This is a genomic window from Paraburkholderia sp. OAS925, assembly GCF_040543975.1.
In the GTDB taxonomy this organism is placed as follows: Bacteria; Pseudomonadota; Gammaproteobacteria; order Burkholderiales; family Burkholderiaceae; genus Paraburkholderia; species Paraburkholderia graminis.
In genome coordinates, this window is record NZ_JBEUNO010000001.1 from 1376123 (window position 1) to 1391561 (window position 15439).

General features: G+C 63.1%; 14 protein-coding genes, 1 other RNA gene, 1 pseudogene and 1 riboswitch. Of the genes and pseudogenes, 6 read left to right on the forward strand and 10 right to left on the reverse strand.

Translation table 11 applies throughout. The features are described from left to right. Window positions 1-16: 16 nt before the first annotated feature. The 3 genes and pseudogenes from ABIE53_RS05965 to lptF all read right to left on the reverse strand — a co-directional run bounded on the left by ABIE53_RS05965 (window position 17) and on the right by lptF (window position 2668). Complete coding sequence (locus ABIE53_RS05965; protein WP_107707212.1) at window positions 17-403, reverse strand: sirohydrochlorin chelatase; 387 nt, start codon at window positions 401-403, stop codon at window positions 17-19. A gap of 11 nt (window positions 404-414) precedes the next feature. Continuing rightward, window positions 415-1563, reverse strand: a complete 1149-nt coding sequence (gene lptG, locus ABIE53_RS05970) for an LPS export ABC transporter permease LptG (protein ID WP_006048556.1) — start codon at window positions 1561-1563, stop codon at window positions 415-417. A gap of 3 nt (window positions 1564-1566) precedes the next feature. After that, window positions 1567-2668, reverse strand: a pseudogene (gene lptF, locus ABIE53_RS05975) (LPS export ABC transporter permease LptF). Window positions 2669-2805: 137 nt separating this feature from the next. Between lptF and ABIE53_RS05980 the strand changes: the two are divergent. The 3 genes from ABIE53_RS05980 (at window position 2806) to ABIE53_RS05990 (ending at window position 5851) form a co-directional block, all read left to right on the forward strand. Then, window positions 2806-4347, forward strand: a complete 1542-nt coding sequence (locus ABIE53_RS05980) for a leucyl aminopeptidase (protein ID WP_107707211.1) — start codon at window positions 2806-2808, stop codon at window positions 4345-4347. A gap of 79 nt (window positions 4348-4426) precedes the next feature. Then, a complete protein-coding gene (locus tag ABIE53_RS05985) occupies window positions 4427-4843 on the forward strand; it encodes a DNA polymerase III subunit chi (protein WP_107707210.1) in 417 nt (138 codons plus the stop codon). Between the two features lie 102 nt (window positions 4844-4945). Further along, a complete protein-coding gene (locus ABIE53_RS05990) occupies window positions 4946-5851 on the forward strand; it encodes a DUF2486 family protein (protein WP_107707209.1) in 906 nt (301 codons plus the stop codon). Window positions 5852-5962: 111 nt separating this feature from the next. Here the strand turns inward: ABIE53_RS05990 and ABIE53_RS05995 are convergent, their stop codons facing one another. Both ABIE53_RS05995 and ilvD read right to left on the reverse strand, forming a co-directional pair. After that, window positions 5963-6304, reverse strand: a complete 342-nt coding sequence (locus ABIE53_RS05995) for a c-type cytochrome (protein ID WP_006048551.1) — start codon at window positions 6302-6304, stop codon at window positions 5963-5965. Between the two features lie 171 nt (window positions 6305-6475). Continuing rightward, a complete protein-coding gene (ilvD, locus tag ABIE53_RS06000) occupies window positions 6476-8149 on the reverse strand; it encodes a dihydroxy-acid dehydratase (RefSeq protein WP_029971115.1) in 1674 nt (557 codons plus the stop codon). A 131-nt stretch (window positions 8150-8280) separates the two neighbouring features. On the opposite strand from ilvD, the gene ABIE53_RS06005 reads away from it, so the two are divergent. Further along, complete coding sequence (locus ABIE53_RS06005) at window positions 8281-9294, forward strand: LysR family transcriptional regulator (protein ID WP_192700153.1); 1014 nt, start codon at window positions 8281-8283, stop codon at window positions 9292-9294. Window positions 9295-9403: 109 nt separating this feature from the next. Further along, window positions 9404-10303, forward strand: coding sequence for a prolipoprotein diacylglyceryl transferase (gene lgt / locus ABIE53_RS06010; protein ID WP_029971117.1), 900 nt, complete (start codon window positions 9404-9406; stop codon window positions 10301-10303). A gap of 110 nt (window positions 10304-10413) precedes the next feature. On the opposite strand, the gene ABIE53_RS06015 is transcribed toward lgt, so the two are convergent. The 5 genes from ABIE53_RS06015 to ABIE53_RS06035 all read right to left on the reverse strand — a co-directional run bounded on the left by ABIE53_RS06015 (window position 10414) and on the right by ABIE53_RS06035 (window position 12886). Then, on the reverse strand, window positions 10414-11145 hold the full coding sequence (locus tag ABIE53_RS06015; RefSeq protein ID WP_006048547.1) for an SIMPL domain-containing protein: 732 nt from the start codon (window positions 11143-11145) through the stop codon (window positions 10414-10416). Between the two features lie 176 nt (window positions 11146-11321). After that, window positions 11322-11780, reverse strand: a complete 459-nt coding sequence (locus ABIE53_RS06020) for an EVE domain-containing protein (RefSeq protein ID WP_006048546.1) — start codon at window positions 11778-11780, stop codon at window positions 11322-11324. An 85-nt stretch (window positions 11781-11865) separates the two neighbouring features. Next, window positions 11866-12047: non-coding RNA, 6S RNA (gene ssrS, locus ABIE53_RS06025), on the reverse strand. A 171-nt stretch (window positions 12048-12218) separates the two neighbouring features. Then, window positions 12219-12533 (reverse strand): cell division protein ZapA, encoded by a 315-nt coding sequence (locus tag ABIE53_RS06030; protein WP_006048545.1) that lies wholly within the window; start codon window positions 12531-12533, stop codon window positions 12219-12221. Next, window positions 12530-12886, reverse strand: a complete 357-nt coding sequence (locus ABIE53_RS06035; RefSeq protein WP_006048544.1) for a hypothetical protein — start codon at window positions 12884-12886, stop codon at window positions 12530-12532. The genes ABIE53_RS06030 and ABIE53_RS06035 overlap by 4 nt, the downstream gene beginning before the upstream one ends. Window positions 12887-13104: 218 nt before the next feature. Further along, a riboswitch (cobalamin riboswitch) is annotated at window positions 13105-13443 on the forward strand. Window positions 13444-13532: 89 nt separating this feature from the next. Between ABIE53_RS06035 and ABIE53_RS06040 the strand changes: the two genes are divergently transcribed. After that, on the forward strand, window positions 13533-15419 hold the full coding sequence (locus ABIE53_RS06040; protein WP_107707207.1) for a TonB-dependent receptor domain-containing protein: 1887 nt from the start codon (window positions 13533-13535) through the stop codon (window positions 15417-15419). Window positions 15420-15439 lie beyond the last annotated feature (20 nt).

Here is a 15439-nt window from a genome sequence, read left to right on the forward strand (position 1 = left end):
TCCTGGAACAAAAGAATCACCCCTGCCGCAAGCAATACCCCACGACAGCATCGAGCACAGCCTCATCCTCACCCACGGCAACCGCGCACGTAATCTCCACCGAAGGCTGCGCGTCGCGGCAACGCTGAATCAACTCGGGCAGATCTTTCCTGATATGCCCGCCTTGCCCGAAGAACACGGGCACGACGGTAATCGCATCGCAGCCGTCGGCAACGAGTTCGCCGACCGCGGTGGGTAAGTCCGGCTCCATCAACTCGAGAAAAGCGAGACGCACACGGCCATCGTCGCCGTTCGCGCCCGAAGCGCGCGCTGCGCGCAGCTTCTGCGCGAGCCGCTCAAAGGGCTCACGCCAGCGCACATCGCGTGCGCCATGCCCAAACAGGATCAACCCATGCGTAGCCATCGCGAAGGCTCCTAATGGCGATCAACCCACTTTAGCCCGACGAGGCCGAGCACCAGATAAACCAGTCCAGGCGTGGCCGCCGTCAACGGCGCTGGCCACGTGTTTAGCGTGCCGATATGCGAGAACAGCGTGTTGAACAACTGGAAGCTCATGCCGAGCATGATCCCGCCGAACACCTTCATACCGACCACGCCGGCGCGCGTATGCAGATACGCAAAGGGTAGCGACAGCACCAGCATCACGAACACCGCAAACGGATACAGCACCTTGCGCCACAGCGCGATTTCATAGCGCTGCGTGTCCTGATGATTCTCGGTCAAATGCTGAATGTAGCGGAAGAGGTTGAACATCGACATGCGATCCGGCGACACCAGCAGCACCGACAGAATCTGCGGCGTCAATTCCGAGCGCAACGAATATTCGGGCAGCGCAACCTGCCTCGCGCGATACACCGGATTCAGCGCATCGGCCGGCGTGCCGGAAGGCGGGGGCACGTCGATCAACTGCGTATCCGTCACGCCGGTCAATTGCCAATGACCGGGCGGCTGATACACGCCGCTCTTCGCAATGCGCACATTCGAAAGCCGGAACTTCGAATCGAACTCGTAAATGCGGACATTGCTGATGGTCGCGTCCGGCTTCAGTTCGCCGACGTTGACAAAGCGCGTGACCTGCTCGCCGTCGGCGCGCGCGGTCAGCGTGTCCTTCACCCAGACGCCCGACTGGAAGTTGCTCGACACCGACGACCCGAGCGCCTCGAGCCGCACGCGCTCGGACAACTGATCCGTGTACGGGCCGACCACTTCGCCGATCAGGTACGTCAAAAACACCAGCGGAATGCCGATTTTCAGCAGCGAGCGCAGCGCCTGATTAGTGGCGAGCCCGGACACGCGAAAGATCGTGTACTCGGAATTCGCCGCCATTTGCGCGAACACGTAGATCGCGCTGATCAGCGCGGCGACCGGAATGATCTCGTAGAAACGCGACGGCGTTTGCAGCGCGACGCGCAGCACCGCGTACTGGAATTTATAGTTGCCGTGACCGACCGAGTTCAGTTCGTTGATCAGGTCGAAGAAAAAGAACAGGCCCGAAAACGCGAACAGAATGAAAATGAACGTGAGGTAGACCTGACGCGCGAAGTACCTTTCATAGATGCGCATTGATCAGGCTCCCTGCGAACGGCTGAACATGGCCCTCGTGAAGAGCGGCCGGTTGCGCACGCGCAGCCAGAAGATAAACGCGACAATCGCTGCCACGATGACATGCAGAATCACGAGCCCGAGCGCGAACGACATCTTGCCTTGCTCGATCCACGACTGCACGACGTTCAGCAGATTCGAATACGTCAGATAGATCAGCACGGCCATCACGAGGTTGATCGTGCGGCTGCGCCGCGGGTTCTGATGCGCGAGCGGAATGGCGAGCAGCATCAGATTGATTGCGATGAGCGGCAGCCCCGCGCGCCACGCGAATTCGGCGAGATTCACCTGGGTCGGATTGCGCAGCAGCGTGAGCGTGGGCGTGCCCGTCGTGGTGGGCGTGTTGACCACCGGCTGACTCTCGATTTTGACGCCGTAACGCTCGAACTCCATGATGCGGAAATCCGGATGCCCCGGCTCGCCTTCATAGCGCCGGCCGTTTTCGAGCACGACGAAGCGGTCGCCGTTCTTGTGCGTTTCGGTATGGCCGTTCTTCGACACCACCACGTTGACCTTGCCGTTCTCGGTGCTCGTCACGAATACGTTCTCGACGTGGCCCTGATCCGGCGACATCTTCTCGATGAAGAACACACGATGACTGCTAGCCGATTCGCGGAACTGGCCTGGCGCGAGCAGTGAAACTTCGTCGCGCTGCTGAAAGCGCGCGCGGATCATTTTGCTTTGCTGATTCGACCACGGCCAGCCGACGAATACGAAGAAACAGATAAGAATAATGATCGGCGTGGCGAACATGCCGATGGGCTTGATAAACCGGGTGACTGAGACTCACGCCCGACGAAAGCCACACGACCATCTCGGAGTCTTTGTACCAGCGCGTCAGCACGAACAGGATCGACACGAACAAAGTGGCGACGAGCATGATGGCGAGATAGCCGATCACGGTCAGGCCGATCAGGACCAGCACGTCGCGCGGGTCGATCTCGCCTTGCGCCGCGAAGCCGACGATGCGGATCATCATCGTGGTCAGCACGAGCGTAAGCAGAACCATGAACACGGCACCAGCCGTATACGCGAGTTCGCGCTGGAGGGAGCGTTCGAAGATCATTATTGATGACGAGAGGGGGCGCTCTCAGCGACGCGCGGATTGCTTTCCGCCACGCCTCCGGTGCAGCCGCCGCAGGAAAAATAGCGGATAATTGCGGCTTTCATCCTAAGCCCAGATTTTATCCGAGGACAAGCGCGATGGACTTTAGCATAAAAGCCTGTGATTGGACCAAAGGCTCGTCAAACGGTTTCCTCACCGGGAAATCGGATTGCATCGTAATCGGCGTGTTCGAGTCGCAGACGCTCTCGGGCGCGGCACTCGAAATCGACGTAGCCACCAAGGGCCTCCTGACCCGCATCATCAAGGCGGGCGACATGGAAGGCAAAGCGGGCAGCACGCTGTTCCTGCATGAAGTCTCGGGTATCGGCGCATCGCGCGTGCTGCTCGTCGGGCTCGGCAAACAGGACGCTTTCAGTCAGAAAGCCTATGGCGAAGCGGTGCGCGCGGCATGGCGCGCGTTGCTCGCCACCAAGGTCGTGCAGGTCACGTTCACGCTGGCGCAACTGCCCATCCTCGAGCGTTCGGCCGACTGGGCTGTGCGCGCCGCGATTCTCGCGCTGCGCGAACTGACCTACAAGTTCACGCAGATGAAGAGCAAGCCGGACAACTCGGCGCGCGCGCTGAAACGCATCGTGTTCAGCGTGAATACCGGCGACGAGAAGGCCGCCAAGCTCGCCGCGAAGCAGGGCGCCGCGCTCGCCAACGGCATGGACCTGACGCGCGACCTCGGCAATCTGCCGAGCAACGTCTGCACGCCGACTTATCTCGCGAACACCGCGAAGAAGCTCGCGAAAGACTGGAAGCTGAAGGTCGAAGTGCTCGGCGAAAAACAGTGCGAAGCGCTGAAGATGGGCTCGTTCCTGTCGGTGACGGCGGGCTCCACCGAACCCGCGCAGTTCATCGTGCTGCAGTACCAGGGCGGCGCCGCGAAGGCCGCGCCGGTCGTGCTGGTCGGCAAGGGCGTGACGTTCGACACGGGCGGCATTTCGCTCAAGCCCGGCGAAGGCATGGACGAAATGAAGTACGACATGTGCGGCGCCGGTTCGGTGCTGGGCACATTGCGCGGGGTCGCCGAAATGGGCCTGAAGATCAATGTGGTCGGCATCATTCCGGCTGTCGAGAACATGCCTTCGGGCACGGCCACGAAGCCGGGCGACATCGTCACGAGCATGAAGGGCCTGACAATCGAAGTGCTCAACACGGACGCCGAAGGCCGTCTGATCTTGTGCGACGCGCTCACTTATGCGGAGCGCTTCAAGCCCGCCGCGGTGATCGACATTGCCACGCTGACGGGCGCTTGCATCATCGCGCTCGGTCATCACAACAGCGGCCTCTTCTCCAAAAACGACGCGCTGGCGGGCGAGCTGCTCGACGCATCGCGCGAGGCATCGGACCCGGCGTGGCGGCTGCCGCTCGACGACGAGTATCAGGAACAGCTCAAGTCGAATTTCGCGGACCTCGCGAATATCGGCGGCCGGCCGGCGGGCAGCGTGACGGCGGCGTGCTTCCTGTCGCGCTTCACCGACGCGTATCCGTGGGCGCATCTGGACATTGCCGGCACGGCGTGGAAGAGCGGCGCGGCGAAGGGCGCCACCGGACGTCCGGTGCCGTTGCTCGCGCAGTTCTTGATCGATCGCGCCGCGGACGGTCGGGCCGTGGACGGCCGCGCGGCGCAATGACGCATCGCAGTAACGTTGCGCGCGTCGCAGGTGTCCCACGTGTCGCAGAGCGCGCCGAAAGCGTAAAGCGGGGCCGCCGATGACTCGAATCGACTTCCATTCGAACGTCGGCGACTCGCTGCTTTATGCGTGCCGCCTGGTGCGCAAGGCGTATCAGGCGGGGCAGCCCACCATCGTCGTGGCTGAGCCCGAGCGGCTGCGCGCGTTCGACGAGCAGCTGTGGACTTTCTCGGCGCTCGACTTCGTGCCGCACTGCATGGCGGGCACGCCGCTCGCCGCGCAAACGCCGATCGTGCTGGCCGCGAACCTCGACGACGTGCCGCATCATCAGGTGCTTCTCAATCTCGGTGCGACGGTGCCCTCGCAGTTCGCGCGCTTCGAAAGGTTGCTCGAAGTGGTCGGTAACGCACATGACGAACTCATTGCCGGGCGCGAGCGCTATCGCTTCTATCGCGATCGCGGCTATGCTTTGAACAACTATAAGCAGGGCGGCTAGAGCTTCGTCCCGCCTCGCGTCATGTGTTGCGTTGTGTCCTGTCAAGGCGCGCCGGCGCATACGCGGCCTGCTTCCGCTACGACTCAAACACGGAGGGCGCACGTGTCCGATTCCAACGATAATTCGATTCCTATTCTGCAAGAGGTGCTCGTGCCGGGCCATGCGGCGCAACGGCGCGAGCCGCAGAGCGGCGGTGGGGGTGCGGGTGCGGCTGGTGTGCCGGGGGCTGTGCCGGGCGGTGGTGAATCGGCTGGTGCTGCGGCGGCTGGTACTGCGGCGGCTGGTACTGCGGCGGCGCCGGCTACTACCCGGACCGATACTCAGGGCACGGCTCAGGCCGGTACTCCAACTGCCGCTCAGCCCGCTGAGGCCGCTATTCAGCCTACGGCTCCGAGTGCCCCTCAGAGTGCAGCTCAGCCCGCGGCTCGCTCCGATACACCTCTTCGCGAACCCGAGGACCTGCGTGAGCCCAGCCTGACACCAGAGCCCGAACTCGCGCCGCAGCCGGTTCTCTCGCCCGAACAAACGTTGACCCCCGAGCCCGTGCTTGCACCGGAGCCTGGCGCAGCGACGCCGGCGCATTCCGCACAGCACGCACAGCCAACCACCTATCCCGACGATGCCCATCGCGCAGCCGAAGCCGAGCACGCGCATGACGAGGTGCTGGCTGCATCGGCGGGCGTGTTCGATCGCACCGAGCCGCCGACGCCGCTCGAGGCGGGCGCCACCGTCCCGCCGGACTTCGCGCACGAAGTGGGCGAGCAGGCATCGTCCGCCGTCGATGCAGAGGTCATCGCCGGGCGTCTACAGGAACGATTCGCGGATTTTCTCGCGGGCGATGGGCGCGGCATCGTCGAAGCGCGCTGCCGCAGCGCCGTGCAGGAGCACACCACGCGGCTCGTCGATCAGATCACACGCGAAGTGGTGTCCACGCTCGCGAACGAAATGACGGGCTGGGTACGCGAAGCGGTGGAAGCGGAGATCGCGCGGCGAACACCGAAAGCGTGATCGAAGAGAGGGTCGCGTATCGAGCGCGGCTCGCGCCGTGGCGCTGATAGTTCAGGCGCGGCCCGCTCGTACCCGACCAAGGTCGACCAACGCCGATCAAAGCAAGCCGCGCTACTTCAACGTCAACACCCAGCTCGCGAGCGTGGCCGCCTGGTCGGGCGTTAGCTGCGTATTCGCGGGCATCGGCACCTGGCCCCACACGCCGGTGCTGCCATCCAGAATCTTGTGCTTGAGATAGGTGGTCGCGTCTTCGCGGCCCGAATATTTCGCGGCCACGTCGTGCAGCGCCGGGCCCATGAACGGCCGTGCTACCGAGTGGCAGCTCATGCAGTTTTGCTGTTGTGCAAGCGCGAGTCCCGCCGCCGCTTCCGCATGCGCGGTCGCGCTGACGCCCATCGACAACGCGGCGAACACGGCAGCCGCTGCAAGCACCGCATACGACATTGATTTCATTCTGGTCTCCGCCGGTGCGGATGCCCGGCTTGTGGTGCAGGCATTATAAAAGGAAAGGGGCACACGGTTTTTCGTGCGCCCCTTTCGCTTTTACGTAGGGCTAATGCAGCGACGTTTTGCCCGCCTGCATCGTTACAAACCTTCCCGCGTCGCTTCCAAACCGCATCGCCATCAACCCGTGACCGCCCCCTTGTTGGCCGGCAACGCGAGCGCCGAGTACTTCGCCAGCACGCCGCGCGTGTAGCGCGGCTTCGGCTGCTGCCAGGCGGCGCGGCGGCGCTGCAATTCGGCGTCGTCGACGTTCAGTTGCAAGAGCAACCTGTGTGCGTCGATGGTGATCGAATCGCCCTCCTGCACGAGCCCGATCGTGCCGCCGACGAACGCTTCCGGCGCGACGTGGCCGACCACCATGCCCCATGTGCCGCCCGAAAAGCGTCCGTCGGTGATGAGGCCGACGCTTTCGCCGAGCCCTTTGCCGATAATCGCCGACGTCGGCGCGAGCATTTCCGGCATGCCCGGACCGCCCTTCGGGCCGAGATAGCGCAGCACGACGACATCGCCGGCAACGATCCTGTCCGCCAGAATCGCTTCGAGCGCGCTTTGCTCGTCGTCGAACACGCGAGCCGGCCCGGTGATCACCGGGTTCTTCAGGCCCGTGATCTTCGCCACCGCGCCGTCTTCGGCGAGATTGCCCTTCAGGATCGCGAGATGGCCTTCCTTGTACAGCGCCTTCTCGATCGGGAAGATCACCTGCTGATCGGCGCGCGGCTTGCCCGGCACGTCCTTCAGTTCTTCGGCGAGCGTCTTGCCCGTGATGGTGATGCAGTCGCCATGCAACAGACCCGCGTCGAGCAGAATCTTCATGACCTGTGGAATGCCGCCGGCCTTGTGCAGGTCGGTCGCGACGTACTGGCCCGACGGCTTCAGATTGCAGATCACCGGCACTTTTTTGCGGATGCGCTCGAAGTCCTCGATCGTCCACTCCACTTCGGCCGCGTGCGCGATCGCCAGATAGTGCAGCACCGCGTTGGTCGAGCCGCCCGTCGCCATGATCAGCGCGACGGCGTTTTCAATCGACTTCTTCGTGATGATGTCGCGCGGCTTCAGGTCTTTCTTGACCGCTTCCACGAGCACGCGCGCCGACTCAGCGGCCGAGTCGACCTTTTCCTCGTCGGGGTTCGCCATCGTCGACGAATACAGCAGCGACATGCCGAGCGCTTCGAATGACGAGCTCATCGTGTTGGCCGTGTACATGCCGCCGCACGAACCCGTCGACGGGCACGCGTTCTTCTCGATGCCTTCGAAGTCCTCTTCCGACATGCGGCCCGCCGTGAATTCGCCGACCGCCTCGAACGACGACACGATGGTCAGATCGGTGCCCTTCCAGTTGCCCGGACGGATCGTGCCGCCATACACGTAGATGCCCGGCACGTTCATGCGCGCGAGGCCGATCATGCCGCCCGGCATGTTCTTGTCGCAGCCGCCGATCACGACCACGCCGTCCATCCACTGACCTTGTACGCAGGTCTCGATGCAGTCGGCGATCACTTCGCGTGAGACGAGCGAGTACTTCATGCCTTCGGTGCCCATCGACATGCCGTCCGAGATGGTCGGCGTGCCGAAGATCTGCGGATTCGCGTCCGCGCCCTTGACCGCGGCGACGGCGGCGTCGGCAAGACGCTGCAGGCCGGCGTTGCATGGCGTGATCGTCGAATGGCCGTTCGCGATGCCGATCATCGGCTTGTCGAAGTCTTCCTTCTGATAGCCGAGTGCGTAGTACATCGAGCGGTTCGGCGAACGGGCCACGCCTTGCGTGATGTTCTTCGAACGACGGTTGTATGGCATGGGGAGCTCCAGTCTGTTTGTTTTGCTGGTCGGTCCAGTGTAGTTCGGACGCGTCGGGCAAGAATGCAATTTTGCGAGATGCGTGTCCAATATATTATTGACGGCTTATTAGGTCGTAAAATGTCTTAATCATGCTGCCAGCCGTTCCCGACCTGCGTCAATTGCGCTATTTCGTGACCGTGGCCGAAGAAATGCACTTCGGCCGCGCCGCCGCGCGCCTGTCGATGACGCAGCCGCCGTTGTCGCAGGCAATTCGCGCGCTCGAGGAGACGCTCGGCGTCGAGCTGTTCGCGCGCACCAAGCGCTCGGTGGAGCTGACGCGCGTCGGCGCCGATCTGTTGCCCGAAGTTCAGCGTCTGCTGGCGGGCGCCGAAGGATTGCGGCCGCTTGCGCAAAGCCTCGCGCGCGGGGAGGCGGGCGTGCTCTCGCTGGCGTTCGTATCGACGGCGGATTACGGTTTGCTGCCGCGGCTCTTGCGCGAGTTCGGCGCGCGTTATCCGCGCGTGCGGCTCGAACTGACCGAAGCCACGAGCGACGTGCAGGTGGATGAACTCGTGGCCGGCCGCATCGACGCCGGCCTCGTGATCGCGCCGCTGCCGTCGCGTCATGCGATGCAGCTTTCGTGGCTGCCGATCGAGCGCGAGCCGCTTGTCATCGCGATGTCGACGGAGATGGCGGCGCGGGTCGCGCATGGTGGGGCGCATGGGGCGCATGCCGCGGCGGCCACGGACAGCGCCGGCGAGCCGCACGCCGAATGGCTCGACGCGCCGGTCAGTCTGCGCGAGGTCGCCGACGCGCCGCTCGTCATCTTCCCAAGACGTTTGGCGCCGGGCTTTTATGACATCATTATGGATTGCTACGGCGTCGCGGGGCTCGCGCCGCGCATCGGCCAGGAGGCGATACAGATGCAGACCATCGTGAGCCTCGTGTCGGCCGGCATGGGTGTCGCACTGGTGCCGCAATCGCTGCGTAACCTGCGCCGCACCGGCGTCGTGTACCGGCCGTTGCGCGAGTCCGTGCCCGCCATCGAGACAGGCCTCGTCTGGCGCAGCGCCGAGGTGAGTCCGGTGCTCGCGGGCTTTATCGACATCGCGCGGGCGCATGCCGCCGCTGCTGACACGCAGCCGGCCACGTCACGCATCTAGCGCCACGGCGGCGAACGCATTGCGCGCAAAGCCGTCCAATGCGGGCGGCGTGAGCCGTCCGTCATCCCTACCAACCCGCTTCTGAACCCGAACTGCCCATAACAACACGATGCTCATTCACCCGAACTTCGACCCCGTCGCCATTCACCTGGGGCCGCTCGCCGTGCGCTGGTATGGACTGATGTACCTCGTCGCGTTCATCGCGGCGATCGTCGTCGGCCGGCTGCGGCTGCGCTTGCCGTACGTCGCCGCGCAAGGCTGGACGCCGAAAGACATCGACGACATGCTGTTTTACGGCGTGCTCGGCACGATTCTCGGCGGCCGGCTCGGCTACGTGCTGTTCTACAAGGCGAGCTTTTACCTCGCGCATCCGCTCGACATCTTCAAGGTGTGGGAAGGCGGCATGTCGTTTCACGGCGGCTTTCTCGGCGTGACGTTCGCGATGGTGCTGTTCGCGTATCAGCGCAAACGCTCGTGGCTGCAGGTCACCGACTTCGTCGCGCCGATGGTGCCGACCGGGCTCGCCGCGGGGCGGCTCGGCAACTTCATCAACGGCGAGTTGTGGGGGCGCGTGACCGACCCGTCCGCGCCGTGGGCGATGCTCTTTCCCGGCGCCGCGCCCGACGACGCCGCGTGGCTCGCCGCGCATCCGCAACTCGCCGCGCAATGGCATCTGAACGAAGTGTTCGCGCAATATCACATGCTGCCGCGTCATCCGTCGGAGCTGTACGAGATCGCGCTCGAAGGCATCGCGCTGTTCTTCGTCATGTTCTTCTTCTCGCGCAAGCCGAAGCCGATGGGCGCGATTTCCGCCGTGTTCCTGATCGGCTATGGCCTCGCGCGCTTCACGGTGGAATTCGCACGCGAGCCCGACGACTTCCTCGGTCTTCTCGCGATGGGTCTCTCGATGGGCCAATGGCTTTCGCTGCCGATGATTCTCGCGGGCATCGCGATGCTGGTATGGTCGTATCGGCGCGGCCGCAGCGAAGCGGCTCACGCGTTGCCGTAACGCGCGGCGCGCGTTTTTTTCGGCGCGCGATGGACAGCAAAACGCCACGGGATGCAATGCATGCCCGTGGCGTTTTTGTTTGGCCGAATATCCAGCGAAGTGCCAGCGTATTACTTCATCTGCACCGAGCCTGACACATTCACCGTCACCGTCGACGTGCCGCCTTCTATCGGCACCGGCGCAGCCATTTTCGCGTCCGCGCCCATCGCGCGCGCGCTCATCATCATGACCGGCCGCGGCATCGAGCCGTTGTGCCCGACGTTGACCTCGCGGATCGAATAGCCGCTGTAGCCGAACGCCTGCGCGGACGATGCCGCCTGCTCGCGGAACGACTTGATCGCCTCGCCGGTGAGCTTCTGTTCGGCCACGCGCTGCGCCGCGGGCGACAGCGAGAACTGCACGTTGCCGACCTGCATGATGGAAGCCATTTGCCCCGCGAGCTTCGACGCCGCGGTGAAGTCGTGCGACTCGAGCACGATCTCCGTGCGGCCGCGCCATGCGGAGATGCGCCCGTCACGATCGGTCGACGGATAAATCGAGAACGAACCGGTGCGCGCGGTCACGCCGCTCACACCCTTTGCTTTTTGCAACGCGGAATCGGCACGCTGATTCAGCGTTGACGTGAGCGCCGACGGATCGCTCGCTTCCTGCTCGTAAAAGAGCGTGATGTCGACCACGTCTTGCGGTACGTCCGCGCTCGCTTGTGCATTCAGCGACAGCACGCCGGCCGGTTGATAGGGCACGACGCTCTGCGCGCGCGCAACGGCGGGCGTGAGCGCGAGTGCAGCGGGCGCCGCGCAGACCAGCGCGAAAGCGAGTGCACGTGCGGTGTGTTTCGTCATTATTGGACTCCATGCTTGAACAGGGTTGCGCGCGACGAGGCGAGCGCGACGCAACGGCACGACGCTTGCCGAAGCCGTTTGCGAGTCCGTTAGGCGCTCGTAACCTGAGCTTGGTTCCCTAATTTAACTTTGCTTCAACGTTGCTGCAGCGTTGCGGCAACGTGGGCCGCGCGACGTCAAACGAGCCGCGTCGTGATGAAGCGCCACTCCGCTTCGGTCACTGGCGTGATCGACAGACGGTTGCCTCTCGCGAGCACGCGCATGTCCTTCAGTTCTTCATGCTCGCGCAAGGCCGCGAGCGGAATCAACGGAATCTTCTTCTTGAACACGACGTCGACGAGCAGCCAGCGCGGCGTTTCCTGCGACGACTTCGGGTCGTAATACGGGCTCTTGCTATCGAACTGCGTGGGGTCCGGATAGGCCGTGGACGCAACTTCAGCAAGCCCCGCGATGCCCGGCTCGGGGCAGCTCGAGTGATAGAACAGCACGCCGTCGCCGATCTGCATGCCATCGCGCATGAAGTTGCGAGCCTGATAGTTGCGCACGCCCGTCCACGGCAGCGTGCGGTGCGCGGCGTTGGCGAGATGGTCGATGCTTGCTTCGTCCGGTTCGGACTTCATTAGCCAGTAGCGCATGAATCGAATTGAACGTTAGGGGTTTGAAGAAGCACGGCGCCCAAACAAAAACGGCACCGGACGCAAGTCCGATGCCGTTCCAAATAAGGTCCCCGCCTTAGCCGCTAGGCCGGCATCCTGAACCGGGGGTTCAGAATTGGTCGCAGTTAGCAGCACTTCGGGTACATCAGACAGAGTGACGCGCACGCCCGTGCTACAAATTTCCGCAACCGTGCACATGGCATTGGTTCAAGGAATATATGACCTTGGCGAACCAGGCAGGGAAGCTAAACCGATGAAGCAAAACCGATGACACTGAAACGATTGACTCAAACGTTGGGGACCTGTTCGCCTCGCGCAGTTCGTGCATGCTTCACGAACCTTGCCTGCTTACTTTCCGTTTGAATCCGCAGCCGGTATCAGCACCGGCCGCACTGCTCTCAACATGCTACTTGCAACTTACTGCACGCTGTACTGCTCGATGACAGTACCCAGTTGCTCGTTCATTTGATGCATTGTACGCCGGATTTCTTCAGCGGGAAATGCTTCTCCGTGACGCACGCTTGTTTGCAGCTTAAGCAGTTCGGATGCCAGCGACAGCGCAGCCATGACTGCAATGCGATCCGTGCCGCGCACGTTGCTGTTATTGCGGATCTTCGACATTTCGGCGTCGACTCGCGCGACTGCTTCAAGCAGCGCGCCTTCCGTTTCCGGCGAGCAGGCGAGGCGATAGGGCACGCCGAGAATCGATACTTCGATCTGCTTGGTCGTCATGCATTTTCTCCGTGGCGAGTGGCGTCGCTCTCTGTTTCGACCTCGTGCGGAGCGGGCTCGAGCAGATCGAGCTGGTTGTCCGGCTCGTTGTGCGCACGCGCACGCGGCAATTTTTCGAGGATCGCGTTCAGACGCACCTGCGCGTCGTCGATCTTGGCCGACAGCGCGTCGCGCTCCGCTTGCAGTGCGTCGCGTTCCTCGCGCAGCAGCGCAAGTTCCGTGCGCGTAGCTTCGGCTTCGGCGCGCGACTGCGCGAGTTGCTCTTCGAGCGCGAGGCGCGCTTCATTGTGGCGCTGGCTGATCGCGATCAGCTTGCCGATATTCTGTGAAAGTGTTTCGAGTTCGGTGAGCATGTGCTGCGTCCTCTAAAGACATCGCATTTTAGCGCGGAATGTCGCACGTTCCGACATTTGTCTCGTTTCGAGACGTAACAACCCCGCTTTTTGCAGCCTTTTTTCGACTGAAGAAGAGAAACTACGCGCGTGCCGGAGATCGCGTCGGACAATAGCTCGACCCTGTCCGAATGAATCGCTCTCGCGGCCCGCGTTCTTGACTGACTCAGAGGGCGCTCATACACTGGCCGCACTCTGGTGCCCGCGCGCATTTCATTGTGCGCGCAGTTAAACGGGAAGCAGGCCGCGCCGTTCTACCCGAACGCGCCAACCTGCGCTGCCCCCGCAACGGTAAGCGACCGCATTTCGCGTGCATTGCAGTTCGTCGCATTCGCTGCAGTTCATCGCAGTTCAGTGCTGCGGTACGAATCGTATTTCGAACAGCAGTTCGCGCTTTTGCAGTTCGATCCCCATCGCGTGTTCCGGTTCAACTCGCGAGTGTGCCACTGCGCGTCACGCGTGGGAAGGCGGGATCGAAAGTCGTTAGCCCGGATACCGGCCAGAGGGAGGGGCGCGCGGCGCGAATTGTCAAAAGCGCACGCGCCTCGTTACGCGACGGCCTGCGGGGAAGCGGGCCGCGCACGCCATCCACGGGAAATCTCACTTCATGCTGTCCCCCATCGCCCGCGCGGTGCTGCTCGCTTTTGCCGGGCTGCCCCATCTCGCGCATGCGCAGGCCGCCGCGCCTGCAAACGCCGACGCTTCGTCCACCGCTTCGTCCACTGCATCGTCCACTGTTTTATCGCCCGTCGTGGTGACCGCCGAGCGCGGACCGCAAGCGCTTGCCGATACGATCCCGCAGACGTCGCTATTCGATCAGCAGGACCTGGCCGACACCACCGCAACGGATCTGCCCGGCCTGCTGCAACTCGCGCCCGGCGCGCAAATCTCGCGTACAGGCGGGCCCGGTTCGACGGCGAGCCTTTATTTGCGCGGCGCGTCGTCGACGCAATCGCTGATTCTCATCGACGGCGTGCGCGTCGATTCCGTGAGTCTCGGCACCGCGCAAATCGCGCAGATTCCGCTCGATCAGATCGATCACGTCGAGGTCGTGAACGGCAACGTGTCCGCGTTATACGGCTCGGGCGCGATCGGCGGCGTGGTACAGGTGTTCACGAAAGACGGCGGCGCGCATCCGCCGCGTTTCAATTTCTCTGTGGGCTACGGCAGCTATCACACGCAGACGCAGCAGGTGGGCGCGAACGGCGCATTGGATAAAGACGGCCGCACGACCTTCAGCATTTCGCTCGCGCGCTCGAAAGACGACGGCTTTTCAGCGCTGAATCCAAGCGAGGCGCCCAACGCGAATCCGAACGCGAACGGCTATCTGAACGAGAGCATTTCGGCGTCGCTGCGCCACAAGTTCAACGACCAATGGGACGCGGGCGTCCGCTATCTGCAGTCGAACGGCAACAACAGCTACGACAACGCGTACGGCGCGCCGACCGATCTGAACAACCTCTACACGAAAGTGCGGCAGGTGTCCGCGTTCGCCAACGGCAAGCTGACCGACTGGTGGACCACGCACTTCATCGTGTCCGAAGGCGACGACCGCAGCGTATCGAAGACCAACGGCCTCTACAACGGACGCTTCGATACCGACAACCGGCAATACACGTGGCAGAACGATTTCGCGCTGGCCGCGCAGCAAAAACTGCGCGTGGGCTACGAGCATCTCGATCAGAGCCTCGACTCCGATACGTTCGCCGCGCCCACGCGGCATGTCGATTCCGTCTTCGCGGGCTACACGGCGCGCTTCGGACGCAACCAAATCCAGGCCAACGTGCGGCGCGACCAGTACTCCGATTTCGGCGGAGCGAACAGTTACTATCTCGGCTATGGGTTCGACATCACGCCGCATTGGAAGCTGAGCGCAAGCTATTCGGATTCGTTTCGCGCGCCGAGCTTCGACGATCTGTACTATCCGCTAAGCGGCAATCCGTCGATTCAGCCCGAGCGCAGCCATTCGCTCGAAGCGGCGCTGCAGTACGCGTCGAATGCGTTGGGCGTGATGCGTTTGAGTGCTTTCCAGACGCGTTATTCGAATCTGATCGACTATCAGCAGGTCACGCCGGGCATCTATCTGGCGGAGAACGTGGGGCATGCAAAAGTGCAGGGGCTCGAGGGATCGTGGAGCGGACATGTGGGCAAGACCGATGTGCGCGCATCGGTCACGCTGCAAAATCCCGTCGATCTCGACAACGACGTGGACCTCGTGCGGCGCGCGCGGCGCTTCGCGTCCTTGACGGTGAACCGCAGCATCGCGGGGTGGCGCGTGGGCGGCGAGTGGATCGTGAGCGGCCCGCGCGAGGACAGCAGCGGCAAGCTCGGCGGCTACGGCATCGTGAATCTGTCCGCGCGCTACAACATCACGAAAGCCTGGTACGTGGCCGCGCAAATCCAGAATCTGTTGAACAAGGACTATGAAACGGCCTACTCGTATAACTCGCCGGGGCGCGGTGCGTATGTCACGCTCGGCTGGCAGCAGCAGTGATGCGCGCGCCATGTTGAGAG